The organism is Streptomyces sp. NPDC037126, assembly GCF_055605965.1.
The window spans coordinates 180,071-200,915 of the sequence record NZ_JBVJTD010000006.1; the positions used below are offsets into that span (position 1 = coordinate 180,071).

Annotated in this window: 22 protein-coding genes and 2 pseudogenes; 11 read left to right on the plus strand and 13 right to left on the minus strand. The window is 73.0% G+C overall.

The genetic code is table 11. The features are described 5' to 3' along the window. The first annotated feature begins 84 nt into the window (after nucleotides 1-84). Nucleotides 85-624: a peptide deformylase gene (def, locus tag ACZ7FF_RS16730; protein ID WP_470812931.1), complete on the plus strand. Its 540-nt coding sequence runs from the start codon at nucleotides 85-87 to the stop codon at nucleotides 622-624. A gap of 20 nt (nucleotides 625-644) precedes the next feature. Here def and ACZ7FF_RS16735 read toward each other — a convergent pair whose 3' ends face one another. Continuing rightward, nucleotides 645-1,289 (minus strand): TetR/AcrR family transcriptional regulator, encoded by a 645-nt coding sequence (locus ACZ7FF_RS16735; protein WP_470812932.1) that lies wholly within the window; start codon nucleotides 1,287-1,289, stop codon nucleotides 645-647. Nucleotides 1,290-1,455: 166 nt separating this feature from the next. Between ACZ7FF_RS16735 and ACZ7FF_RS16740 the strand changes: the two genes are divergently transcribed. Then, a complete protein-coding gene (locus ACZ7FF_RS16740; RefSeq protein WP_470812933.1) occupies nucleotides 1,456-2,685 on the plus strand; it encodes an acyl-CoA dehydrogenase family protein in 1,230 nt (409 codons plus the stop codon). Nucleotides 2,686-2,755: 70 nt separating this feature from the next. Here the strand turns inward: ACZ7FF_RS16740 and ACZ7FF_RS16745 are convergent, their stop codons facing one another. The 3 genes from ACZ7FF_RS16745 to ACZ7FF_RS16755 are packed head-to-tail and all read right to left on the minus strand — an operon-like array spanning nucleotide 2,756 to nucleotide 5,652. Then, entirely contained in the window at nucleotides 2,756-3,364 is a 609-nt protein-coding gene (locus ACZ7FF_RS16745) for a cupin domain-containing protein (protein ID WP_470812934.1), read from the minus strand. A gap of 6 nt (nucleotides 3,365-3,370) precedes the next feature. Next, nucleotides 3,371-4,591, minus strand: a complete 1,221-nt coding sequence (locus ACZ7FF_RS16750) for a cytochrome P450 (protein WP_470812935.1) — start codon at nucleotides 4,589-4,591, stop codon at nucleotides 3,371-3,373. Continuing rightward, nucleotides 4,588-5,652, minus strand: a complete 1,065-nt coding sequence (locus tag ACZ7FF_RS16755) for a type III polyketide synthase (protein WP_470812936.1) — start codon at nucleotides 5,650-5,652, stop codon at nucleotides 4,588-4,590. Before ACZ7FF_RS16755 ends, ACZ7FF_RS16750 begins: the two co-directional genes overlap by 4 nt. Before the next feature lie 184 nt (nucleotides 5,653-5,836). Between ACZ7FF_RS16755 and ACZ7FF_RS16760 the strand changes: the two genes are divergently transcribed. Then, nucleotides 5,837-6,496, plus strand: a complete 660-nt coding sequence (locus ACZ7FF_RS16760) for a heme oxygenase-like domain-containing protein (RefSeq protein ID WP_470812937.1) — start codon at nucleotides 5,837-5,839, stop codon at nucleotides 6,494-6,496. Here the strand turns inward: ACZ7FF_RS16760 and ACZ7FF_RS16765 are convergent. The 5 genes from ACZ7FF_RS16765 to ACZ7FF_RS16785 form a co-directional block, all read right to left on the minus strand. Beyond that, nucleotides 6,493-6,729 carry a DUF6213 family protein gene (locus tag ACZ7FF_RS16765; protein ID WP_470812938.1) on the minus strand — a complete coding sequence of 79 codons (237 nt, stop codon included), beginning with the start codon at nucleotides 6,727-6,729 and terminating at the stop codon, nucleotides 6,493-6,495. The genes ACZ7FF_RS16760 and ACZ7FF_RS16765 overlap by 4 nt on opposite strands. Before the next feature lie 26 nt (nucleotides 6,730-6,755). Further along, nucleotides 6,756-8,141, minus strand: coding sequence for an NADP-dependent succinic semialdehyde dehydrogenase (locus tag ACZ7FF_RS16770; RefSeq protein ID WP_470812939.1), 1,386 nt, complete (start codon nucleotides 8,139-8,141; stop codon nucleotides 6,756-6,758). A 76-nt stretch (nucleotides 8,142-8,217) separates the two neighbouring features. Next, the gene (locus ACZ7FF_RS16775) at nucleotides 8,218-8,691 is read right to left on the minus strand and encodes an NUDIX hydrolase (protein WP_470812940.1); all 474 of its coding nucleotides are present in this window, start codon (nucleotides 8,689-8,691) and stop codon (nucleotides 8,218-8,220) included. Next, nucleotides 8,688-10,226, minus strand: a complete 1,539-nt coding sequence (locus ACZ7FF_RS16780; RefSeq protein WP_470812941.1) for an ATP-dependent DNA ligase — start codon at nucleotides 10,224-10,226, stop codon at nucleotides 8,688-8,690. Before ACZ7FF_RS16780 ends, ACZ7FF_RS16775 begins: the two co-directional genes overlap by 4 nt. A 29-nt stretch (nucleotides 10,227-10,255) precedes the next feature. Beyond that, nucleotides 10,256-11,194, minus strand: coding sequence for an NAD(P)/FAD-dependent oxidoreductase (locus tag ACZ7FF_RS16785; RefSeq protein ID WP_470812942.1), 939 nt, complete (start codon nucleotides 11,192-11,194; stop codon nucleotides 10,256-10,258). 69 nt (nucleotides 11,195-11,263) lie between these two features. Here ACZ7FF_RS16785 and ACZ7FF_RS16790 point away from each other — a divergent pair, with 69 nt between their 5' ends. The 6 genes from ACZ7FF_RS16790 (at nucleotide 11,264) to ACZ7FF_RS16815 (ending at nucleotide 16,466) form a co-directional block, all read left to right on the plus strand. Continuing rightward, entirely contained in the window at nucleotides 11,264-11,836 is a 573-nt protein-coding gene (locus ACZ7FF_RS16790; RefSeq protein ID WP_470812943.1) for a helix-turn-helix domain-containing protein, read from the plus strand. Between the two features lie 86 nt (nucleotides 11,837-11,922). After that, on the plus strand, nucleotides 11,923-12,888 hold the full coding sequence (locus ACZ7FF_RS16795) for an NADPH:quinone oxidoreductase family protein (protein WP_470812944.1): 966 nt from the start codon (nucleotides 11,923-11,925) through the stop codon (nucleotides 12,886-12,888). Next, nucleotides 12,885-14,069 (plus strand): acyl-CoA dehydrogenase family protein, encoded by a 1,185-nt coding sequence (locus ACZ7FF_RS16800; RefSeq protein ID WP_470812945.1) that lies wholly within the window; start codon nucleotides 12,885-12,887, stop codon nucleotides 14,067-14,069. The genes ACZ7FF_RS16795 and ACZ7FF_RS16800 overlap by 4 nt, the downstream gene beginning before the upstream one ends. Further along, a complete protein-coding gene (locus ACZ7FF_RS16805) occupies nucleotides 14,066-15,148 on the plus strand; it encodes an acyl-CoA dehydrogenase family protein (RefSeq protein WP_470812946.1) in 1,083 nt (360 codons plus the stop codon). The genes ACZ7FF_RS16800 and ACZ7FF_RS16805 overlap by 4 nt, the downstream gene beginning before the upstream one ends. A 158-nt stretch (nucleotides 15,149-15,306) precedes the next feature. Further along, complete coding sequence (locus ACZ7FF_RS16810) at nucleotides 15,307-16,170, plus strand: phosphatidylinositol-specific phospholipase C/glycerophosphodiester phosphodiesterase family protein (protein WP_470812947.1); 864 nt, start codon at nucleotides 15,307-15,309, stop codon at nucleotides 16,168-16,170. A gap of 101 nt (nucleotides 16,171-16,271) precedes the next feature. Next, nucleotides 16,272-16,466 carry a hypothetical protein gene (locus ACZ7FF_RS16815; protein ID WP_470812948.1) on the plus strand — a complete coding sequence of 65 codons (195 nt, stop codon included), beginning with the start codon at nucleotides 16,272-16,274 and terminating at the stop codon, nucleotides 16,464-16,466. Between the two features lie 16 nt (nucleotides 16,467-16,482). On the opposite strand, the gene ACZ7FF_RS16820 is transcribed toward ACZ7FF_RS16815, so the two are convergent. The 3 genes from ACZ7FF_RS16820 to ACZ7FF_RS16830 all read right to left on the minus strand — a co-directional run bounded on the left by ACZ7FF_RS16820 (nucleotide 16,483) and on the right by ACZ7FF_RS16830 (nucleotide 18,601). Continuing rightward, complete coding sequence (locus tag ACZ7FF_RS16820) at nucleotides 16,483-17,721, minus strand: phosphodiester glycosidase family protein (protein WP_470812949.1); 1,239 nt, start codon at nucleotides 17,719-17,721, stop codon at nucleotides 16,483-16,485. A gap of 75 nt (nucleotides 17,722-17,796) precedes the next feature. Then, nucleotides 17,797-18,156, minus strand: coding sequence for a DUF779 domain-containing protein (locus ACZ7FF_RS16825; protein ID WP_470812950.1), 360 nt, complete (start codon nucleotides 18,154-18,156; stop codon nucleotides 17,797-17,799). 97 nt (nucleotides 18,157-18,253) lie between these two features. Next, nucleotides 18,254-18,601, minus strand: coding sequence for a VOC family protein (locus ACZ7FF_RS16830; RefSeq protein WP_470812951.1), 348 nt, complete (start codon nucleotides 18,599-18,601; stop codon nucleotides 18,254-18,256). A gap of 79 nt (nucleotides 18,602-18,680) precedes the next feature. On the opposite strand from ACZ7FF_RS16830, the gene ACZ7FF_RS16835 reads away from it, so the two are divergent. Further along, nucleotides 18,681-19,175, plus strand: coding sequence for a hypothetical protein (locus ACZ7FF_RS16835; RefSeq protein ID WP_470812952.1), 495 nt, complete (start codon nucleotides 18,681-18,683; stop codon nucleotides 19,173-19,175). A gap of 7 nt (nucleotides 19,176-19,182) precedes the next feature. Here ACZ7FF_RS16835 and ACZ7FF_RS16840 read toward each other — a convergent pair. Further along, a pseudogene (locus ACZ7FF_RS16840) lies at nucleotides 19,183-19,461 on the minus strand (nitrate reductase); the annotation flags it as partial. On the opposite strand from ACZ7FF_RS16840, the pseudogene ACZ7FF_RS16845 reads away from it, so the two are divergent. Further along, nucleotides 19,381-20,832 (plus strand): annotated as a pseudogene (locus ACZ7FF_RS16845) (amidohydrolase); the annotation flags it as partial. The pseudogenes ACZ7FF_RS16840 and ACZ7FF_RS16845 overlap by 81 nt on opposite strands. Between the last annotated feature and the right edge of the window lie 13 nt (nucleotides 20,833-20,845).

The window sequence follows — 20,845 nt, forward strand, 5'->3', positions numbered from 1 at the left end:
CCTATCGAGATCCGTTCGCACACCCGAATCCCGGTCCACACCAGTGCGGCGGGCATGAGCTGAACGAACCGTACCCTTGCCGCCATGCGACACGGTTCCATTCCGGGCGCCCACGGGCGAGTCCGGCCTCTCACCCTGCTCGGCGACGGGGCGCTGCGCGAGCAATGCCGGGAAGTCACCGACTTCGGCGCCGATCTGGCGGCCCTCGTGGAGGACTTGTTCGCCACGATGTACGCGGCCCAGGGGGTGGGACTGGCCGCGAATCAGATCGGGGTGCCCCTGCGGGTGTTCGTGTACGACTGCCCGGACGACGAGGATGTCCGGCATCTCGGACATGTGGTGAATCCGCGGCTGGTGGAGGCGGACGGAGTGGTGATCCGGGGACCGGAGGGCTGCCTGTCCCTGCCGGGCCTGGAGGCGGGTACGGAGCGGTACGACCACGCGGTCGTCGAGGGGTTCACGGTGACCGGGGAGCCGGTCACCGTGCACGGCACGGGGTTCTTCGCCAGGTGCCTGCAGCACGAGTGCGACCATCTGGCGGGCCGCGTGTACGCGGACCACCTCACGGGCTGGCGCAGATGGCGGCTGGGCCGGCAGATCTCCCGGGCCTCATGGCGCGGGTGAGCGGGACCGCGCCGGGGCCGTCAGAACCCGGGCCCCCCGACCCGGTCGCCCGCGGCGGCCAGGCGGCCCCACAGGAGATCCGCGAGCGACCGCACCAACTCCGCGCGTGAGCAGGGGCGTTCGCCCAGCCACCAGTCACCGGCCGCGTGCATCATCCCGACGATCCCGTGCCCCCACACCCGGGCCAGCTGCTGGCTGCCCGGGCCGAGGTCCACGCGCTCCTCGATGACCTGGGCCAGTTCCTCGCCCATCCGCCGCAGCAGCGGGGCGCTGTGCTTGCCCACGTCGAACCCCTGGTCGCTGCCGACGCTCCCCTCGGCGGGGTGCATCAGGAACCGGTACACCTGGGGCCGTGCCTCGATCGCGGCGAGATAGGTGTCCAGGGTGGACTCGACCCGCTCCCGGCGCTCGGCCGGAGCGTCCAGCGCGGCGCGCAAAGAGGCGAGCAGCGCGTCCGTGTGCCGTTTGGCGAGCGCGGCGTAGAGACCGCCCTTGTCGCCGAAGTGGCGGTAGAGGATCGGCTTCGTGATGCCCGCCTCCGCCGCGATCGCGTTCATCGACGCCTGCGGGCCGTCGCGCAGCACCACCCTGTCCGCGGCCTCCAGCAGCTCGCGCCGTCGGCGGTCGGCGGACCGCTGCTGATCGGTCCGCTGTGTGGTGTCCATGTGCTCTCCCCACCCGTGCTGTTTCGGTGACGCCTGCGCAAACTAACACTGTCTGTGTGCCTGGCATCGAACGGGATGCCGAGGCGCCATCGGCGGTTGACTTTTCCTACCCGTCGGTAACAGACTCGGGTTACCGCTAGTAACACGTACTGCCGCAGGAGGGGACATGGCCGAGTTCACCATGGAGCTGAACGACGAACAGAAAGAGGTCCGGGACTGGCTCCATGGCTTCGCCGCGGACGTGATCCGCCCGGCGGCAGCCGAGTGGGACGAACGCGAGGAGACTCCCTGGCCGGTGATCCAGGAGGCCGCGAAGGTCGGCATCTACTCCCTCGACTTCTATGCGCAGCAGTACTTCGACCCCACCGGCCTCGGCATCCCGACGGCCATGGAGGAGCTGTTCTGGGGCGACGCGGGCATCGCCCTCTCCATTGTGGGCACCGGGCTCGCCGCCGTGGGCGTTCTCGCCAACGGAACCGAGGAACAGATCGGCACCTGGATCCCGCAGATGTACGGCGACCAGAACGACGTGAAGGTCGCCGCGTTCTGCTCGTCCGAGCCCGACGCCGGCTCCGACGTCGCCTCCATGCGCACCCGCGCCGTGTACGACGAGGCCAAGGACGAGTGGGTGATCAACGGCACGAAGACCTGGGCGACCAACGGCGGCATCGCCAACGTCCACGTCGTCGTCGCCAGCGTCGACCCGAAGCTGGGCTCCAAGGGCCACGCCTCCTTCATCGTCCCGCCGGGCACCCCGGGGCTGGCCCAGGGCCAGAAGTTCAAGAAGCACGGCATCCGCGCCTCGCACACCGCCGAGGTCATCCTCGACAACGTCCGCGTCCCCGGCTCCTGTCTGCTCGGCGGCAAGGACAAGCTCGACGAGCGGCTCGCCCGCGCCCGGGAGAAGGCGAAGGCTGCCGGCGGTGAGCGGGTGAAGAACGCCGCGATGGCGACCTTCGAGGCCTCGCGGCCGGCGGTCGGCGCCATGGCGATCGGCACCGCGCGGGCCGCCTACGAGGTCGCCCTCGACTACGCCAGGACCCGCGAGCAGTTCGGGCGCCCCATCATCGACAACCAGGGGGTCGCCTTCCAGCTCGCGGACATGCGGACGCAGATCGACGCGGCCCGCCTGCTCGTCTGGCGCGCCTCGTGGATGGCGGTCAACGGCAGGCCGTTCAACGCGGCCGAGGGCTCGATGTCCAAGCTGTTCGCGAGCGAGACCGCGAAGAAGGTGACGGCGCAGGCGATACAGATCCTCGGCGGCAACGGCTACACCCGGGAGTACCCGGTGGAGCGGATGCACCGGGACAGCGCGATCTACACGATCTTCGAGGGGACGAGCGAGATCCAGCGGCTCGTCATCGCGCGCACGCTGGCCGGGATGCCGATCCGGTAGCACCACCGGGGAGCCGCCCGGCCGGCCACTGGTCCGCCGTGGCCGGCCGGGCGGCTCCCCGTGCTCATGCTCACCGGTGCCTGAGAGGCGTGAGCTGCTCGATGTCGTACTTCGCCCGCAGCGCCTCGATGGCCTGCTGGTCGGGTGGGCCGCCGTCGCCGAGGATCTCCAGCAGCTCCTCGAAGTAGCGCTCGTGGTCCGGGGGCGGGCTCGCCTGGAAGAACATCTTCGCGGGCGTGTCCGTCGGGTTCGCGAACGCGTGCGGGCACCCCGGGGGTACGACGATGACCGTGCCCGGGGTCGCCCGGACCACCCGCCCACCCGAACTCGACTTCCAGCGGCGCCAGTTGTCGGGTGTGCGGATGAGCGGCTCGAAGGCGAGCACGTCCAGCTCGCCCTCCAGGACGTAGAACAACTCCTCACTGCGCGTGTGCACATGGGCGCCGACGTCGAAGCCCGGCGGGACCTCCACCTCGAAGGTGGAGGACGTCCGCGAGTGCGTGCCGGTGACCTTGAACGTCACGCGCTGGGCGGGCGTCTCGACCACGCGGCCGTGGCCCGGCGGCACGAGCAGCCCGTCGACCGGTGTCTCCTCATGGAGCGGCGGATCCGCCTGGGCCGGGGCCACGCCTCGTGCCGCGGGTCCCTCCGGTACCGCCACTCCTTCGGTCGTCGTCATCGGTCCTCACCACGTCACGGGAAGGGCCTCGGGACCGCGGATCAACGCGCCCTTCCTGAAGGGCACCTGCTCCGGCGGCACCGCCAGCCTGAGTCCTGGCATCCGGTCCAGCAGGGCGTCGACCAGCAGCTCCGACTCCAGCCGGGCGAGCTGGCCGCCCGGGCAGTAGTGCGGGCCGAAGCCGAACGACACGTGCGGGTTGGGGCTGCGGGCGAAGTCGACGGTATCCGGGTCGGGAAAGAACTCCGGGTCGCGGTTGGCGGCCAGGTACGACACGTAGACCGGGTCGCCCGCGCGGATGCGCACGCCTCTGATCTCCACGTCCTCCAGGGCGATCCGGGACAGCCCGACCGCGTTGCGGTGCGGGATGTACCGCAGCAGCTCGTCGATCGCCCTGCGCCGGATCGCCGGATCGGACCGCAGCCGGTCGGTGAGGTCGGGGCGGGTCAGCAGCAGGTAGAACATCTGCCCGCTGTTGTTGGTGACCGCCTCGCCGCCGATCTGGAGGAGGACGGCGAGGCCGACGGCCTCCGCCAGGGTGACCTCGCCCCGCCCCACGGCGGAGCCGAGCAGCGAGGCGACGTCCTCGGCCGTGCTGTTCTCGCGCAGGCGGATGAGGTCGGAGAAGTACGCGCTCATCTCGCGCTTGGCCTTCTCGCTGACCTCCCTGCCGTGTGCGGAGGACAGGATCAGCTGCGTCCAGGTGTGCATGTCGTGCCGGTCACCGGCCGGCACACCCATCAGCTCGCAGATCACCGCGATCGGGAACGGACCGAGCACCGCGCTCGTCAGGTCGGCCGGCGGGCCGTCCTGGAGCAGTTCCTCGACCAGTTCGTCCAGTATGGCGCGCGACTTCTCCCGGACCCGTTCCACGCCCTTGGCGGTGAAGGCGGCGGCGACCGAACGGCGCAGCCGGGTGTGGTCGGGCGGGTCCAGGAAGCCGACCGCGCCCCGGTCCGGGATGAAGTGCGGCGCGAGCCGGGTGACCGACTGCTCCATGACCGCCTCCCGGCTGAACCGGAGGTCGTTGGTCACCATGCGCACGTCGTCGTACCGGGTGACCAGCCACGCCCAGCCCTCGCCGTTGGACAGCTGGATGCGGGTCACCGGACCCTCGCGCATCAGCTCGGCCAGCACCGGGTCGAACTCCGTCCCGGTGAGGTCGCACGCCGGCCACTGCCGCACGGGCGGCAGGGTCTCGGTGAGCGTCGTGTCCTCGGCGGTCATCGCGAGTCCCCGTCCGCGTTGACCCAGCGGCCCACCGTCATCTCGGCGGTGATTCCGGGACCGAACCCGGCGAGCAGTCCGCGCGCCCGGTCCTCGGCGCCGCCCTCGTCGAACAGCCGTCGCAGCGCGTCCAGTACGACGGCGCTGGCTATGTTGCCGTACTCGGTGAGCGTGGACCGGCTGAACCGGAACGCGTGCGGGTCGACCTCGAGGAACTTGCTGAGGTCGTCGAGTATGCGGGGCCCGCCGGCGTGGATGATGTAGAAGTCCAGGTCGGCCGCGTCCCATCCGTGCAGACCCGCCAGGTCCCTGAGTGCCGGGGCGAGCGGCTCCATGGTGGTGGGCACCCGCTTGTCCAGCAGGAAGTGGAAGCCCGTCGCCCGGATGTCGTACGCGATCCAGTCCTCGGTCTTCGGGATGAGGTAGGAGCCGTTGCGCTCCAGCCGGACACCGGTGCCGCCGTGGCCGCGGACCACAGCCGCGGCGATGCCGTCGCCGAACAGGCCGTTGGAGAGCAGCGAGCCGACGCCGAGGTCGGTGGGCTGGTAGCACAGCGAGCAGAACTCGCAGGCCACGATGAGCGCGTTGGCGTTCGGGTACGCCGAGCAGAAGTCGTGCGCCCGGTTGATCGCCGCGCCGCCGGCCGCGCAGCCCAGCTGGGCGATCGGGAGCTGACGCGTGGTGCTGTCGAAGTCCATCTCGTTGATCAGCCAGGCCGTGAGCGAGGGCATCATGAAGCCCGTGCACGACACGTAGATGATCACGTCGATGTCGGTGGTGAGGAGCTCGGCGTCGTCCAGCGCCCGCTGGATCACCGCCGGGACCCGGGCCTTGGCCTCGGACTCGTAGAGCTTGTTGCGCTCCTCGAAGCCCGGGTGCTTCAGGGTCTCCTCGATGGGCTGCACGATGTGCCGGGTCTTCACGCCGGTGTTCTCGATCAGGCGCAGCGCGAGCGCCAGTTGGGGGTGGTCCTCGTGGCGGGAGCGCGCCAGCTCCAGCGTCTCCTCCATCGTGATCACGTGCTCCGGGACCGACACCGAGGGTCTGCACAAAGTCGCCATGAACCGTCCCTGCTTTCGCTGTTCCGGGGGCCTTCGCCCACCGGTCAGAAGGTGGGTTCACCTCAGGAGGTGCTGAACCCACCGTCACCCGGGAGAGCGACGATCTCGCGTTGGGTTACTCCGAATCGGGGACCCCGTGTCAGGCTCGAAGGAGGACTTCCGGTGCCGGACGAGGGAAAACACCATGGCGACTGTTACTGCGAAGGAGCTGCTGGGGAGGGCCGTCGGCGCCCTCGCCCCCGACCCGGCGGCCAACCCCCTGGTGCCGCTCGTCGAGCGCGGTGAGGCCCCCCTGGAGACGCTGGCCACGCTGGCCCTGGAGCAGCAGTGGGTGATTCCCGCCGACCGCGCCGCCTTCCAGTACCTGGCGGCGCGCGCGGAGCCAGGGTCCGCCGCCTTCTTCTCGGCCCTGGCGGCGGGGGAGGAGCTGGCGGCCGGGTACCTCACCGCGTTCGCACGCGCGTGCGGTGTCACGGACGAGCGATCGCGGGCGTACGTGCCCCGGCCGGGCTGTCAGGCCTATCCGGCGTACGTGGCCTGGCTCGCCCTGAACGCGTCCCCGCCGGACGCCGTCGTGGCCCTCACGGCCAACTTCTCGGCGTGGGGCGGCTATTGCGCCCGGATCGCCGCCGGTCTGCGCGCGCACCACGGCTTCTCGGACGAGGCCTGCGCCTTCTTCGACTTCTTCGCCGGGCCGTCCCCCGACCTGGACGCCCTGGCGGCGGCAGCGGTGCAGGACGCCCTGGACGCCGGCTCACTGGACGCGGAACGCGCACACACCTACGGGAGGCTGCTGGGGACCTACGAGGCGATGTTCTGGGCCGCGCTGGGACCGTCCGCCTAGGGCTTCGCCCCACTGCTGTGCGCGATGCACGCCACGTCGATGCGGTCCGCCAGCTTGGCCAGCTCGATGGTCAACGCGGCGACCGTGTCCTCGTCGAGCCCGTGCTCCCCGGCCTCGACGAGATGCAGCCACCGCCCACCCACGGTCCGCAGCAGCTTGCTCACATCGGCCGCAGCCACCTGCAGGGCACCGCGGTCGTCGACGATCAGAGGCAGGGTCACTTCGCGGTTCACAAAAGGGGATGGTAGCCGCGCAGTGCTCACGCACTCTGCCAAACCGTGGTGATGTTGCAGAACTCCCGGATTCCGTGCACGGACAGCTCACGCCCGTACCCCGAGCGCTTCACACCGCCGAACGGGAAAGCCGGATGGGAGGCCGTCATCCCGTTGACGAACACGGACCCGGCCTCCAGGTCCCGCGCGAACCGCTCGACCTCGCTCTCCTCGCGCGTCCACACGTTCGAACTGAGTCCGAACGGCGTGTCGTTGGCGATGAGCAGCGCCTCGTCCAGGTCCCCGGCCCGGTACAGCGTGGCCACCGGCCCGAACGCCTCCTCCCGGTGGATGCGCATCTCCCGGGTGATGCCGGCGAGCACGGTGGGCGGATAGAACCAGCCCGGCCCGTCCGGGCGCCGCCCGCCGCACAGCACCTCGGCACCGGCGCGCCGGGCGTCGTCGACCAGCTCCTCCAGGTCCTCGCGGCCCTGCTCGCTGGAGAGCGGCCCGACCTCGGTGTCCTCCTCCAGCGGGTCGCCGACGCTGAGCGCCTTCATGCCCGCGACGAACCGCTCGGCGAAGGCGTCGTAGACGTCGGTGTGCACGATGAACCGCTTGGCGGCGATGCAGGACTGCCCGTTGTTCTGCACCCGTGCGGTCACCGCGACCTGTGCCGCCCGGTCCAGGTCGGCGGACGGCATCACCACGTACGGGTCGCTGCCGCCCAGTTCCAGCACCGTCTTCTTGATCATCTCCCCGGAGGTGGAGGCGACCGCCCGGCCCGCCGGCTCGCTGCCCGTCAGCGTCGCGGCCTTCACCCGTTCGTCGCGCAGGATGTCGTCCACCGCGCCGGAGCCGATCAGCAGCGTCTGGAAGCAGCCCTCCGCGAAGCCCGCCCGGTGGAACAGGTCCTCCAGGTACAGGGCGGTCTGGGGGACGTTGGAGGCGTGCTTGAGCAGGCCCACGTTGCCGGCCATCAGCGCGGGCGCGGCGAACCGGACCACCTGCCACAGCGGGAAGTTCCAGGGCATCACCGCGAGGACCGGCCCGAGCGGCCGGTAGCGGACCCGCACCCGGGAGGCACCGGAGTCCGTCACGTCCGACCCGTCGGGCTCCTCGTCGGCGAGCAGCCCCTCGGCGCGATCGGCGTACCAGCGCATCGCCTTGGCGCACTTCGCGGCCTCCGCCCGCGCCTGTCTGACGGGCTTGCCCATCTCGGTGGTCATGACCCGGCCGATCTCCCGCTGGTCCTCGTCCAGCAGGTCGGCGGCCTTGTTCAGCAGTCGGGCGCGCTCGGCGAACGTCGTGGTCCGGTACGTGCGGAACGTGGCCTCGGCGAGCTGGAGCCGGCGTTCCAGCTCCTCCTCGCCCATGGGCTCGTACGTCTTGAGCGTCTCGCCGTTCGCCGGGTTCACCGTCGCGATGGGCATGGCTGACCTCCCTGGGAGCGGGCTTGCTTCGACCTTCGCGCGCGGCCGGGCAAGTCGCAACGCGAAAGGCTCCTGGTCAGACCGAGTGCTCCGCCAGCCGGTCGAGAAACGTGGCCTGGGCCGTGATGATCACGGCACGGGCCCGGTCCAGGGCGAGCCACTCCACCCGGTCCAGCTCCGGGAACTCCTGCACGCGGCCGGACCTCGGCGGCCACTCCATGGAGAAGGTCCCGGGCACGAAGTCCCCGACGTCCAGGTCCGCCTCGACGGCCCAGGCCGTGACGATCTTCCCGTTCCGCTGGACGACCTCGCCCAGCGGTACGGCCTCCCCGTCGGGCGGCGCGAGACCCAGCTCCTCCCGGAACTCGCGCCGGGCCGCCTCCCAGGCGGGTTCCCCGGGTTCGTACTCGCCCTTCGGGACGGTCCACGCCCCCGTGTCCTTCTTCGCCCAGAGGGGGCCGCCCATATGGCCGAGCAGAACCTCGAGTCCCTCATCCGTGCGCCGGAACAACAGCAGTCCCGCGCTGCGCTTCGTCGTACGCACCGTCACGGCCTGACCTCCGGATGGGCCGCCAGCAGGGTCTCCACCGTATCGGCCTCCTCGGGGCGCTTGTCCTCCCGGTAGCGGATCACCCGGGCGAAGCGCAGGGTGACGCCGGCCGGGTAGCGGGTCGAGCGCTGCAGCCCGTCGTAGGCGATCTCCACGACGAGTTCGGGGCGGACCCTGACCACCCAGCCGTCGTCCTCGACCGCCAGCTCCTGGAGCCTGCCGGTCTGCCAGGCGAGCATCGCGTCGGTCATGCCCTTGAACGTCTTGCCCAGCATCGCGAAGCCGCCGTCCCGGTCGCGGGCGCCGAGATGGAGGTTGGAGAGCCTGCCGGTGCGGCGGCCGTGGCCCCACTCGGCGGCCAGCACCACCAGGTCGAGCGTGTGGACGGGTTTGACCTTCAGCCAGGAGGCGCCGCGCCGGCCCGCGCTGTAGGGCGCGTCCAGCGCCTTGACCACCACGCCCTCGTGGCCCCGGCCCAGGGTGTCGGCGAGGAACCGCTCCGCCTCGGGGATGTCCCCGGGGCCGGCGGCGAGCGTGCGCCGCACCCGCATCGGCTCGGGCACCAGCCGGGCCAGTTCCGCGTGCCGGTCGGTGAACGGCAGGTCGAGGAGGTCGCGGCCGTCGACCGAGAGGGCGTCGAAGAAGACGGGGGAGACCGGGACCTCCTCGGCGGCCCTCGCCACGTCCGTCCGGGAGCCGACCCGGCCCGCAGTCTCCTGGAAGGACCGGGGCCGCCCGGCGGCGTCGAAGGAGATCACCTCCCCGTCCAGGATGAAGCGCTCGCCCCGCAACTCCCGTGCGGCGGCGGTCACTTCGGGCAGCCGGTCGGTGATGTCGTCCAGGGTGCGGGTGTGCACGCGGACCGTGTCGCCGTCCCGGTGGACCTGGACCCGGATGCCGTCCAGCTTCTCCTCCACCGCGCAGGCGCCCAGCTTCTCCACCGCCTCGGCGACCGAGGAGGCGCTGTGCGCCAGCATGGGCAGCACCGGGCGGCCGACGGTGAGCCGGAACCGGTCGAGGGCGCCGGGCCCCTCGCCGAGCAGGGCCTGGGCCACCGTCTGCAGCGACCCCGAGAGCATCACCGCCCGCCGCACGTCGGCGGGGCCCGCGCCGGTCGCCCGGGCGAGGCCCTCCACCGCGACCGCGTCCAGCGCGCCCTGCCGCACCTCGCCGGTGAGCAGACCGAGCAGGAAGCGCTGCTCCTCCTCGGTGGCCGCGCCCATCAGGTCCCCGACGAGCCGGGCCCGCTCCGCCTGCGACCCCGGGCCGGACACCTTGCCCAGCTCGCCGAGGAGGGCGTCCACCTCGCGGACCGTGAGCGTGGGTCCGGCGGCGGGCGGCACCGGACGGCTCAGCACCTTCCAGCCGACGCCGAGCCGCCCCTGCGGCAGCCGTCCGGCCAGGTACGGGATGACGACCGGCACGTCGTCCGGCTCCGCCTCCCGGAACAGCTCCGCGAGCAGCGCGGTCTTCCGGGACCGGGCCGCCGTGGCGGCGACCTCCCTGGACACCTCGGCGAGCCGGGTCAGCAGCATGCCCCCAGGGTGCACCGCGGGGGTCCGCTCTACACTCGGGCGGCCGCGTCGAGATCCGCGAACAGCAGCTCCCCGTTGATCGCCGCGCCGGCCCGGTACCCCCGGCTGGCCGCGTTCACCACCTGCTCCGCGAACCCGCTCGCGTTGCCCGCCGCCCACAGCCCGGGCACGCTCGTCAGGCCCCGCTCGTCGATCACCGGGTAGCTGCCGAAGGGCGTCTCGGCCATCTCGGCGCCGAGCCGGAGCAGCAGGTCGTTGCCGGGGACGGCGCGCGGGGCGGCGTACAGCACCGCGCGTTCGTGCACGGTGCCGTCCGCGAGCCGCACCCCGGTCAGCCGGTCGTCGGCGACGACGAGCTCCGCCACCTCACCGGGCACGACCGCGACGCCCGCGGCCGCCAGCCGGCGCAGGTCCTCGTCGGCCAGCTCCGACTCCCGCACCTCGTGCAGGAAGAACCGCACGTCCTTCGTCCACTGGGTGACCATCAGCGCCTGGTGCACGCTCAGCGGGGTGGTCCCCAGTACCCCGGTCGGCAGGTCGCGGACCTCCCAGCCGTGGCAGTACGGGCAGTGCACGACGTCCCGGCCGAACCGCTCGGCCAGGCCCGGGACCGGCGGGAGCTCGTCCTTCAGTCCGGTGGCGATCACCAGCTGCCGGGCCCGGACGGTGCGTCCGCCCGCGAGCGCGACGGTGAAGCCGTCCTCCCGGGCCGCGTCCACCACCCGGTCCCGGACCAGCTCCACGCCGTAGCGGGCGATCTCCTCGCGGCCGGTGGCGAGGAACTCGGCGGGTGACATGCCGTCCCGGGTCAGAAAGCCCTGCAGGTGCGCGGACGGCGCGTTGCGCGGCTCATCCGCGTCGACGACCAGCGTGCGGCGCCGGGCCCGGCCCAGCACCAGCGCGGCGGACAGGCCGGCCGCGCCACCCCCGACGACGACCACTTCGTACTGCTCGGTCAAGGTGACCACCTCCGCGTCCGACGGTCGCCCACGCCGTTCCGGATTGACAAATGTGTTTGCCGAATCTGCAATGTCGGTATGACGACGGACGACGTTCTCGCGGAGGTGGGTCCCCGGCTGCGGCGGATCCGTAAGGAGCGGGAGGTGACCCTGGCGGCGCTGTCCGAGACCACGGGCATCTCCGTCAGCACGCTCTCCCGACTGGAGTCGGGCCTGCGCAAGCCCAGTCTGGAGCTGCTGCTGCCGATCGCCCAGGCCCACCAGGTCCCGCTCGACGAGCTGGTCGGCGCCCCGCCGGTCGGCGACCCGCGGGTGCGGGCCAAGCCGCTGGAGCGGCAGGGCCGCACCTTCTGGCCGCTGACCCGCCAGCCGGGCGGCCTGCAGGCCTTCAAGGTCGTGGAACCCCAGCGCGCACAGGAGCCGGATCCGCGCACCCACGAGGGGTACGAGTGGCTCTACGTGCTCTCCGGGCGGCTGCGGCTGGTGCTCGGCGAGCACGACGTGGTGCTCTCGGCCGGAGAGGCGGCCGAGTTCGACACCCGGGTGCCGCACTGGTTCGGGTCGGCCGGGGAGGGCCCGGTGGAGTTCCTGAGTCTGTTCGGTCCGCAGGGGGAGCGCATGCACGTGCGGGCGCGGCCCCGGCGGGAGTGATGTCCGTGACTGTTCCCCGATCGGCAAGCGACCGCTTAGTATGCGAACGGAACCCGGTCAGACGAAGCAGTCCGTGGAGGCCCCGCATGCAGGCATGGCAAGTGCACGAGAACGGCGAGCCGAGCGAGGTGATGCGCCTGGCCGAGGTGGAGCGGCCCACGCCCGGTGAGGGCCAGGTGCTGCTGCGCGTGCGTGCCGCCAACATCAACTTCCCCGACGCGCTGCTGTGCCGGGGCCAGTACCAGGTGCGTCCGCCCCTTCCCTTCACGCCGGGGGTGGAGATCTGCGGCGAGACCGAGGACGGCCGCCGGGTGATCGCCAACCCGGCACTGCCGTACGGCGGTTTCGCCGAGTACGCCGTCGCCGACGCCCGTGCCCTGCTGCCCGCGCCCGAGTCGCTGGACGACGCGGAGGCCGCCGCCCTGCACATCGGCTACCAGACGGGCTGGTTCGGGCTGCACCGCCGGGCCGGCCTGGAGGCGGGGGAGACCCTGCTGGTGCACGCCGCGGCCGGTGGCGTCGGCAGTGCCGCCGTACAGCTGGGCAAGGCGGCGGGCGCCACCGTGATCGGCGTGGTCGGCGGCCCGGAGAAGGCGGCCGTCGCGCGGGAGCTGGGCTGCGACGTGGTCGTGGACCGGCGCGCCGAGGACGTCATCGCGGCCGTGAAGGAGGCCACCGGCGGCCGGGGCGCCGACGTGGTCTACGACCCCGTCGGCGGCGAGGCCTACGCGCAGTCCGCCAAGCTGGTCGCCTTCGAGGGCCGGATCGTCGTCGTCGGCTTCGCCGGCGGAACCATCCCGGCCCCGGCGCTCAACCACGCGCTGGTGAAGAACTACTCGATCGTCGGCCTCCACTGGGGCTTGTACAACACCAAGAACCCCAAGCTGGTCCAGCACTGCCACGAGCAGCTCACCGAGCTGGCCGCGCGGGGCGCGATCAAGCCGCTGGTGAGCGAGCGGGTGCCGCTGGGCGAGGCCGCCGCCGCCGTGCAGAAGGTGGCCGACGGCCGGTCCACCGGGCGGATCGCCGTGGTGACGGAGGAGGCGGCATGACCGACGCAGCCGAACTGCGGCGCCGTACACAGGAGTTCCTGGCCGCGCACCCGCCCACCCGGACCGAGCGCCTCGACTTCCTGCGCGCCCGCTTCGACGCCGGCCTGGCCTGGGTGCACTATCCGGAGGGCCTCGGCGGGCTCGGCGCCCGGCGTTCCCTCCAGGCCGTCGTGGACGCCGAACTGGAGGCCGCGGGCGCCCCCGACAACGACTCGCGCCGCAACGGCATCGGGCTCGGCATGGCCGCGCCGACCATCCTGAAGTACGGCACGGAGGAGCAGAAGCAGCGCTTCCTGCGGCCGCTGTGGGTGGGGGAGGAGGTCTGGTGCCAGCTGTTCAGCGAGCCCGGCGCCGGCTCCGACCTGGCCGCGCTCGGCACCCGGGCCGTGCGTGAGGAGGGGGGCGACTGGGTCGTCAACGGGCAGAAGGTGTGGACCTCCGGCGCGCACAACGCCCGCTGGGCCATCCTCATCGCCCGCACCGACCCGACCGTGCCCAAGCACGCGGGCATCACCTACTTCGTCTGCGACATGACCGACCCGGGCGTCGAGGTGCGGCCGCTGCGCCAGATCACCGGCGAGGCCGAGTTCAACGAGGTCTTCCTCACCGACGTCCGCATCCCCGACTCCCGCCGGCTCGGCGAGACCGGCGACGGCTGGCGGGTCGCTCAGACCACCCTGAACAACGAACGCGTCGCCATCGGCGGCATGCGGCTGCCCCGCGAGGGCGGCATGATCGGCCCGGTCGCCGCGACCTGGCGCGCGCGCCCGGAGCTGCGCACCCACGACCTGCACCAGCGGCTGCTCCAACTGTGGGTGGAGGCCGAGGTCGTCCGCCTCACCGGGGAACGCCTGCGCCAGCAGCTCTCCGTCGGCCAGCCCGGCCCCGAGGGCGCGGGCATGAAGCTCGCCTTCGCCCGCCTCAACCAGGAGATCAGCGGCCTGGAGGTGGAACTGCGCGGCGCCGAGGGCCTGTTGTACGACGACTGGACCCTGCGCCGGCCCGAGCTGGTCGACTTCACCGGCCGTGACACGGGCTACCGCTATCTGCGCGCCAAGGGCAACAGCATCGAGGGCGGGACCAGCGAGATCCTGCTGAACATCGTCGCCGAACGGGTCCTCGGCCTGCCCTCCGAGCCCCGCACCGACAAGGACGTCGCCTGGAAGGACCTGGCCCGATGAGCACACAGCCGGATCTCCTCTACTCCGAGGAGGAAGAGGCGCTGCGCGCCGCCGTCCGCGACCTGCTCGACGACCACTGCCCCCCGGCCGACGTGATCGCCCGCACCGAGTCGGACGCCCCGCACGACCTCGCCCTGTGGAAGTCCCTCGCCGACGGCATGGGCCTCGCCGGACTGCTGGTGCCCGAGGCGCAGGGCGGCCAGGGCGCCTCCCACCGCGAGGTCGCCGTGGTCCTGGAGGAACTGGGCCGGGCGGTAGCCCCCGTCCCGTACCTCACCAGCGCGGTCGTGGCCACCGAGGCGCTGCTCGCCTGCGGTGACGAGGAGCTTCTCGGCAAGCTGGCCGCAGGGCGCACCATCGGCGTCCTCGCGGTCGGGCTGCACTCGGCCCCCGGTGCCGGTGTCCGTACCGTGCGTCTCGAAGGCGGCGCCCTGCACGGCGAGCTGACCGGCATCGCGGACGCCGCCGTCGCCGACGTGCTGCTCGTCCCCGCCGACGACGGGGGCCTGTACGCCGTCGCCGCCGACGCCGTGACGATCACCCCCCAGGTCTCCCTCGACCTGACCCGGCCCCTCGCCACCGTCACCCTCGACGGCGCGGCCGGCCGCCGCGTCGGCGACGCCGGCCCCGCCGTACGACGGGCCCTGCGCGCCGCCGCCGGACTGCTCGCCTCCGAGCAACTCGGCATCGCCGACCGGGTGCTGACCGACACGGTCCGCTATCTCAAGGACCGCAAGCAGTTCAACCGGGCGGTCGGCGGCTTCCAGGCGCTCAAGCACCGGCTCGCCCAGCTGTGGCTGGAGGTCGTCAACCTCCGCGCCGCCGCCCGGGCCGCCGCCGACGCCCTGGCCACCGGCGAGGACGCCGACATCACGGTGGCCGTCGCCCAGGCCTACGCCGGCCCCGTCGCCGTGCACGCCGCCGAGGAGGCGCTGCAGCTGCACGGCGGGATCGGCATGACCTGGGAGCACCCCGTCCACCTCCACCTGAAACGGGCCAAGGCCGACTCGATCGCCTACGGCACCGCGGGCGCCCACCGCGAGGCCCTGGCCGCACTGGCCGACCTCCAGGCGCCCTGACCCAGGGCGTACGAGGCCCGCCCCGCCCGGGCGGGCCTCAGTCCTGTGCGCCAGGGAGGTGAATACCCAGCCAACTACTCGCGAGGAACGGGTACTTGGGCGACGGTCGCACGCATACTCCCTTTCGGTCCCATCCGGTACCGCAAGGGAGGCAGAGCATGGCACTCACCACCCGTCGCAGAGCCCTCACCAGCCTCGGCACCGCGCTCGCCGGCGTCGTCACCCTCCCCGCCGCGCAGGCCCGGGCGGCCGACGCCCGGCCCGGCCCGCACCCCCTGTGGCACGCCCACGCCCACAACGACTACGAGCACCCCCGGCCCCTGTTCGACGCCCTCGACCACCGCTTCGGCAGCGTCGAGGCCGACATCTTCCTCGTCGGCGACCAGCTCCTCGTCGGCCACGACGCCTCGGAGCTGGACCCGGCCCGCACCCTCGAATCCCTCTACCTCGACCCGCTCGCCGCCCGGGTGAAGGCCAACCACGGCACGGTCTACCGCGGCCACAGGCGGCCGGTGCAGCTCCTCGTCGACATCAAGACCGAGGGCTCCGCCACGTACCTCGAACTCGACCGCCACCTCAGGCGCTACCCGCACCTGTTCACCCGGTACGCCCACGGCCGGGTCCACCCCGCCCCCGTCACCGCCGTCGTCTCCGGCGACCGCGCCGCCCGCGGCCCCATGGAGGCCCAGACCGAGCGGCGCGCGTTCTACGACGGCCGGCTCAGCGACCTCGGCAGCACGGCCCCCGCCTCCTTCATCCCGCTGATCAGCGACAACTGGACGCTGAACTTCAGCTGGGCGGGCGAGGGGCCGTTCCCGGACGCCGAGCGGCAAAAGCTGTGCGACATCACCGGCACCGCACACGAGCGCGGCCAGCAGGTCCGGTTCTGGGTCACCCCCGACACCGCGGGCGCGGCCCGGGACGCCCTGTGGACCGAGCTGCTCGCCGCCGGCGTCGACTGGCTCAACACCGACGACCTCGCGGGCCTGCAGGCCTTCCTCGACGCCCGCCCCTCCGCGTAACACCACACGATCGGAGGACACGTCAGCCGCCCGGACGAACCCTCCGCTACGCCACACTTGCGGCCGAACGCCGTTCATGGGCGTGGCGGAGGAGGTTCCCGATGGCCGTTTCCATCTCTGTGGTGCTGCTGCTCCTGATCCTGGCCGTGATCTTCATGCGCAACGGCGCGCTGAAGGTCTCCCACGCCCTGGTCTGCATGCTGCTCGGCTTCTATCTGGCCGGCACGAGCATGGCGCCCACCATCCACAGCGGGCTCACCGCGACGGCCGACCTGGTGGGCAGCCTGCGGCCCTGAGGCCCGGGAGACCGGCTCACGGGGTCTCGAAGACGCCGACCCCGTTCGCGACGGGGCGCTCGGCACCGGCGCTCGGGTGGTTGCGGACCGTCACCGCGGTCGCGCCCGCGTCCCGGGTGACCAGCTCGCTGGACCCGCCGCCGTCGAGGTTGAACGCGTCGGACGCACCCAGGGAGCGCATGGTGGCGGCCTCCTCGGCGACCGTCATGCCGGTGCGGTAGGCGGCGGCGCCGTCCAGCGCCAGGATCAGCAGCTTCCGTCCGCCGTCCTCGAAGCCCACGACCGTGCGCACCGCGGAGGTGGCGTCGTCGAGTCCGGGCAGCGGCCTGCCGGCGCGCAGGACCGGGAAGCCGCCGATCACGAAGGCGTACGGGACCCGGGACCTGGCCGCGACCAGCTTGTGCGTGACGGTCACCGCGTCCCCGACCGCGAGCCCCCGCAGCTGCCGCGCACCCTCCTCCCGGCCCACCAGGACCGTGGTGCCCGCCGCGATGGCACCGCTGCCCGGGGTGTCCGAGGCGGAGACCACCCGGCCGCCCCGCACCCGCACCTCTCGGGTGTCGGTGCTGCACGCCGCCGCCCGGTCGGTGTCGGTGCCGCAGACGGCGCGCCTCCGGGAGGCGCTTCCCCAGCGGGAGGTGAAGGCGCCGACGGAGTTCTGGGCGAGCGCGTACTGGTTGAGTCCCTTCAGCGGCAGCTTGCCGTGCGGTGTCCGCACGGAGCCGACGAGGGAGAGGCGGTCGAGGCGGGCCCGCCGGTCGATGCCGACGCCGAAGACCTCCTGGGTGTTCGTCCCCGGTGGCAACGCGGGCCCGAACCGCTGGCCGTTCGGCACCGCGGCCTTGAGTACCTTCCCGTCGGCGACGGCCGGTCCGACGCTCGCGCCGGTGGCCTCGACACCCGGGTGCTGCGTCTCGGTGATGTCGAAGAAGTCCCCGTTGACCCCCGCGAACGCCCTGGCCGAGTCCGCCAGCCGGGAGACCGTGGCCCGGGCCGCGACCGCGCCCGGGTACAGCAGGTCGACGTGGACGTGGGGATTGCCCAGGTCGACCGTGAGCAGATGGGCGTGTGCCGTGCCGGCCGCCGCGTCGACGTCGAACTGCCGGTAGCCGACACCCGGCGCGATGTTCCGGGCCGCCGGTGCGGCACCCGCCGGTGCCGCACCCGCCAGGGCCGCGCCGGCCAGCAGGCCGAACGCCGTGGCCACCGTGAGACCCGCTCTGCCCGCTGCCGCACGCCTGCTTCGTCTGGTCACCGTGCCCCCTGATGTCTCGTCAACTGACCCTGCTTTCAGGGGCAGTGCACCAGACGGGGACGGCCTGCGGGCGGACTAGGCGTCGACTACGCGAGAACGGGTGAGAAAACGCACCCCCTCGGGTGCTTCCAGGGAGAAACCGCTGCCCCGGCCCGGTACGACGTCCACGATCAGCCGGGTGTGGCTCCACGCCTCGTACTGGCTCCTGGACATCCAGAAGGTGACGGGCTCTTCGACACCCTCGACGGCCAGCTCCGCGAGCAGCACGTCCGAGCCGCCGGTGCGGAACTCGCCGTCCGGGTAGCACATGGGCGCGCTGCCGTCGCAGCAGCCGCCCGACTGGTGGAACATCAGCGGACCGTGCTCGGCATGCAGCCGTCGCACCAACTCCGCGGCCTGCGGGGTGAGTTCGACGCGGGGGACTTCGTCTTCCATGTCACCGTCCTGGGGAGCCGGGGGTGTCGGATCCCACCCAGTCTCACGGTTCCCCCAGGAGCCCGTCCACACCGCGTCGTTCCCCGTTCCGAACGGGTCAGCGGTGGCCGAGCACGTTCACCACACGGCCGTTCGGGTCCCGTACGAAGAACCGGCGTACGCCCCACTCCTCGTCGGTCAGCGGGTGCACGATCTCCGCGCCGCGCTGCCGCAGCGCCGCGTACGCCGCGTCGACGTCCTCGACCTCGATGCTCAGGTCCGGGGCGACGGGCGCGGTGCGGTCCTCGCTCATGAGGCTGAGCTGCACGGCCGGGTTCCCGGGTGAGGCGAGGGTCATGATCCAGCCGTGGTTCATGACCTCCTCCAGCCCGAGCACGCCGTAGAACTCCGCGCTCTCGGGCAGCGCGGTCGACCGGAGGTTGGGCACGACACGACGTACCTGCATCTCGCGGCTCCCCTGTTCGGTGGTCGGGTGCGGACGGGCGGCCACACTAGCCCGGCGGCCCGGCTGAGAGGATGCGGGCATGCGTCCTTTCCCCTCGCCGTGGCCCGAGCGGCGTTTCGTGCCGCCCGGCGAACACCCGCTCTGGGACGAGGCGCTGGCGGCCGTCAACCGCGACCTGGCGGTGACCCTGCCCGAGGAGCGGCCGCTGTGCCTCATCGCGTGGCCGGCAGGGGAGGAGGGCGGGCCCGAGGCGGTCCATGTGGCGCTGGCCGGCGGCGACTCGCACGGCAACTGCCTGGTGGCGGTGCCGTCCGCCGCCGCGACGCTCCTGGCCGTCGCCGAAGCCGCGCAGGACACGGTCACCGAACTCCTGTGGCAGGCGTGGCCGTTGTGCACCCTCCACGGGCTCGGCATGCACGTGCGCGAGGAGGCCGGACGGCCCTCCTGGTGGTGCGCCGGAGGCCAGGGCCCCGGGGACCCGCCGCATGTGCGCGCGGCGATCGGAGAGCTGGACACCGTCCACCGCCTCCGCCGCCCGAACCGGAAGCCGCGCAGGGCCCGCGGACCGCGCTGACTTCCTGTCACGCGGCCGTGGAGCGGCGGCCGCGCACCAGCAGCGCGTACACCGCCGACGCCACCACCAGGCCCACCGGCAGCGACAGGTCCACTCCGCCCAGCGCGGCGGCCACGGGGCCGGTGTAGACGGTGTCGACGCACACGGCGGAGGCGGCCACGCCCGCCGCAAGGGCCCCCGCGCCGGACCAGTTGACGCCCGCCGTGTGCCAGAAGGGCCCGGTGGGGGACTCGTCGGCGAGGGCGGGGCCGTCGTAGCGGTTGCGGCGCAGCAGGATGTCGGTGGCGCCGGACCCGGCAGCACGGTGGCGGACCTGCGCGGCGCCGTCGTCACCCCGGGGCTCACCGGCGGGCACCTGCACCCGGTCTCCGGCGCGGAGCGCACCATGGGCGTCGACCTGTCCGCCTGCCGCGACCTGACGGCCCTGCGCACCGCGCTCGCCGAGGCGGCACGGGACCTGCGGCCCGGCGCCTGGCTGCGCGGCTGGAGCCTGGACCCCAACGCCTTCGGCACGGCGCCGGTCGGCAACGCCGCACTCGGCCCGGTCCTCGACGGCCTCCCCGCCCTCCTCGCCCTCTTCGACGCCCACTCGCTGCCGGCCGGCGAGCGGGCGCTGGAACTCGCGGGCATCGACGGACCGCGCACCTTCGAGCAGGGCTCGGAGATCGTCTGCGACGACACGGGCCGGCCCACCGGTCTGCTGCTGGAGGACGCCGCCTGCGAACTCGCCGAGGCCGTCGCGCCCCGGCCCACCGAGGCCGAGGTCCGGGCCCGTGCCGCCGAGGTGCTGCGCGCCACGGCCGCCACCGGCCTCACCGGCGGGCACGCCATGGACGCAGGCGGGGACAGCCTGGCCGTCTACGCCGCGCTGGAGACCGAGGACGCCCTGCCGCTGCGGCTGCGCATCGCCCCCTGGTCCCGCCCCGAGGCGGACGACGACGCGGTCGCGGCACTCGCCGGGATGCAGGGCACCGGCGGCGCGCTGTGGCGGGTGGCGGGCGTGAAGGCGTTCATGGACGGCACCGTCGACAACGGCACCGCCCGGCTGGAGACCCCCGACTGCCACGGCGAGTCGGCGCACGCCCACGTCGAGAAGGCACAGGCCGAGAGCGCGGGCGCCGTGCGCCACCGCGTCGAACACATGGAGACCGTCCCGGACGACACCGTACGGCGGTTCGCGCCCCTCGGCGTGGCCGCGTCCATGCGGCCCACCCACTGCTGCGAGTTCACCCGGGCGGACCACACCGACAACTGGTCGCGGCGGCTCGGTGAGCAGCGCGCGGCGCGCGCGTTCCGCTGCCGTGACCTGGGGGAGGCCGGAGCCCGGGTGGTCCTCGGCTCCGACCGGCCCATCGCGCCGTACCCGCCGCTGCAGGTCATGGCCGGCGCCCGGCACCGCCGCCCCGCCGATCTGTCCCTGCCGCCGCACGGCCCCGACCAGGCGCTCACCGCCCTGCAGGCTCTGCGGGCGATGACCGTGAACGCCGGCTGGGAGGCGGGGGAGGAAGGGCACGCCGGGCGGCTCGCCGTCGGCCACCGCGCCGACCTCACGGTGCTGGCCGAGGACCCGCCGGAGGCGCCCGACACCGACCTGGCCGAGCTGCCGGTGCTGCTCACGGTGGTGGCGGGGCGGCCCACCCATCGGGCCGCCGGACTGCAGCGCGCCCGCG

Excerpts from the sequence above, each read along its gene's own strand:
- def (WP_470812931.1), top strand. The coding sequence starts at position 85 with ATGCGACACGGTTCCATTCCGGGCGCCCACGGGCGAGTCCGGCCTCTC.
- ACZ7FF_RS16735 (WP_470812932.1), bottom strand. The coding sequence starts at position 1,289 with ATGGACACCACACAGCGGACCGATCAGCAGCGGTCCGCCGACCGCCGA.
- ACZ7FF_RS16740 (WP_470812933.1), top strand. The coding sequence starts at position 1,456 with ATGGCCGAGTTCACCATGGAGCTGAACGACGAACAGAAAGAGGTCCGG.
- ACZ7FF_RS16745 (WP_470812934.1), bottom strand. The coding sequence starts at position 3,364 with ATGACGACGACCGAAGGAGTGGCGGTACCGGAGGGACCCGCGGCACGA.
- ACZ7FF_RS16750 (WP_470812935.1), bottom strand. The coding sequence starts at position 4,591 with ATGACCGCCGAGGACACGACGCTCACCGAGACCCTGCCGCCCGTGCGG.
- ACZ7FF_RS16755 (WP_470812936.1), bottom strand. The coding sequence starts at position 5,652 with ATGGCGACTTTGTGCAGACCCTCGGTGTCGGTCCCGGAGCACGTGATC.
- ACZ7FF_RS16760 (WP_470812937.1), top strand. The coding sequence starts at position 5,837 with ATGGCGACTGTTACTGCGAAGGAGCTGCTGGGGAGGGCCGTCGGCGCC.
- ACZ7FF_RS16770 (WP_470812939.1), bottom strand. The coding sequence starts at position 8,141 with ATGCCCATCGCGACGGTGAACCCGGCGAACGGCGAGACGCTCAAGACG.
- ACZ7FF_RS16780 (WP_470812941.1), bottom strand. The coding sequence starts at position 10,226 with ATGCTGCTGACCCGGCTCGCCGAGGTGTCCAGGGAGGTCGCCGCCACG.
- ACZ7FF_RS16790 (WP_470812943.1), top strand. The coding sequence starts at position 11,264 with ATGACGACGGACGACGTTCTCGCGGAGGTGGGTCCCCGGCTGCGGCGG.
- ACZ7FF_RS16795 (WP_470812944.1), top strand. The coding sequence starts at position 11,923 with ATGCAGGCATGGCAAGTGCACGAGAACGGCGAGCCGAGCGAGGTGATG.
- ACZ7FF_RS16800 (WP_470812945.1), top strand. The coding sequence starts at position 12,885 with ATGACCGACGCAGCCGAACTGCGGCGCCGTACACAGGAGTTCCTGGCC.
- ACZ7FF_RS16805 (WP_470812946.1), top strand. The coding sequence starts at position 14,066 with ATGAGCACACAGCCGGATCTCCTCTACTCCGAGGAGGAAGAGGCGCTG.
- ACZ7FF_RS16810 (WP_470812947.1), top strand. The coding sequence starts at position 15,307 with ATGGCACTCACCACCCGTCGCAGAGCCCTCACCAGCCTCGGCACCGCG.
- ACZ7FF_RS16815 (WP_470812948.1), top strand. The coding sequence starts at position 16,272 with ATGGCCGTTTCCATCTCTGTGGTGCTGCTGCTCCTGATCCTGGCCGTG.
- ACZ7FF_RS16825 (WP_470812950.1), bottom strand. The coding sequence starts at position 18,156 with ATGGAAGACGAAGTCCCCCGCGTCGAACTCACCCCGCAGGCCGCGGAG.
- ACZ7FF_RS16830 (WP_470812951.1), bottom strand. The coding sequence starts at position 18,601 with ATGCAGGTACGTCGTGTCGTGCCCAACCTCCGGTCGACCGCGCTGCCC.
- ACZ7FF_RS16835 (WP_470812952.1), top strand. The coding sequence starts at position 18,681 with ATGCGTCCTTTCCCCTCGCCGTGGCCCGAGCGGCGTTTCGTGCCGCCC.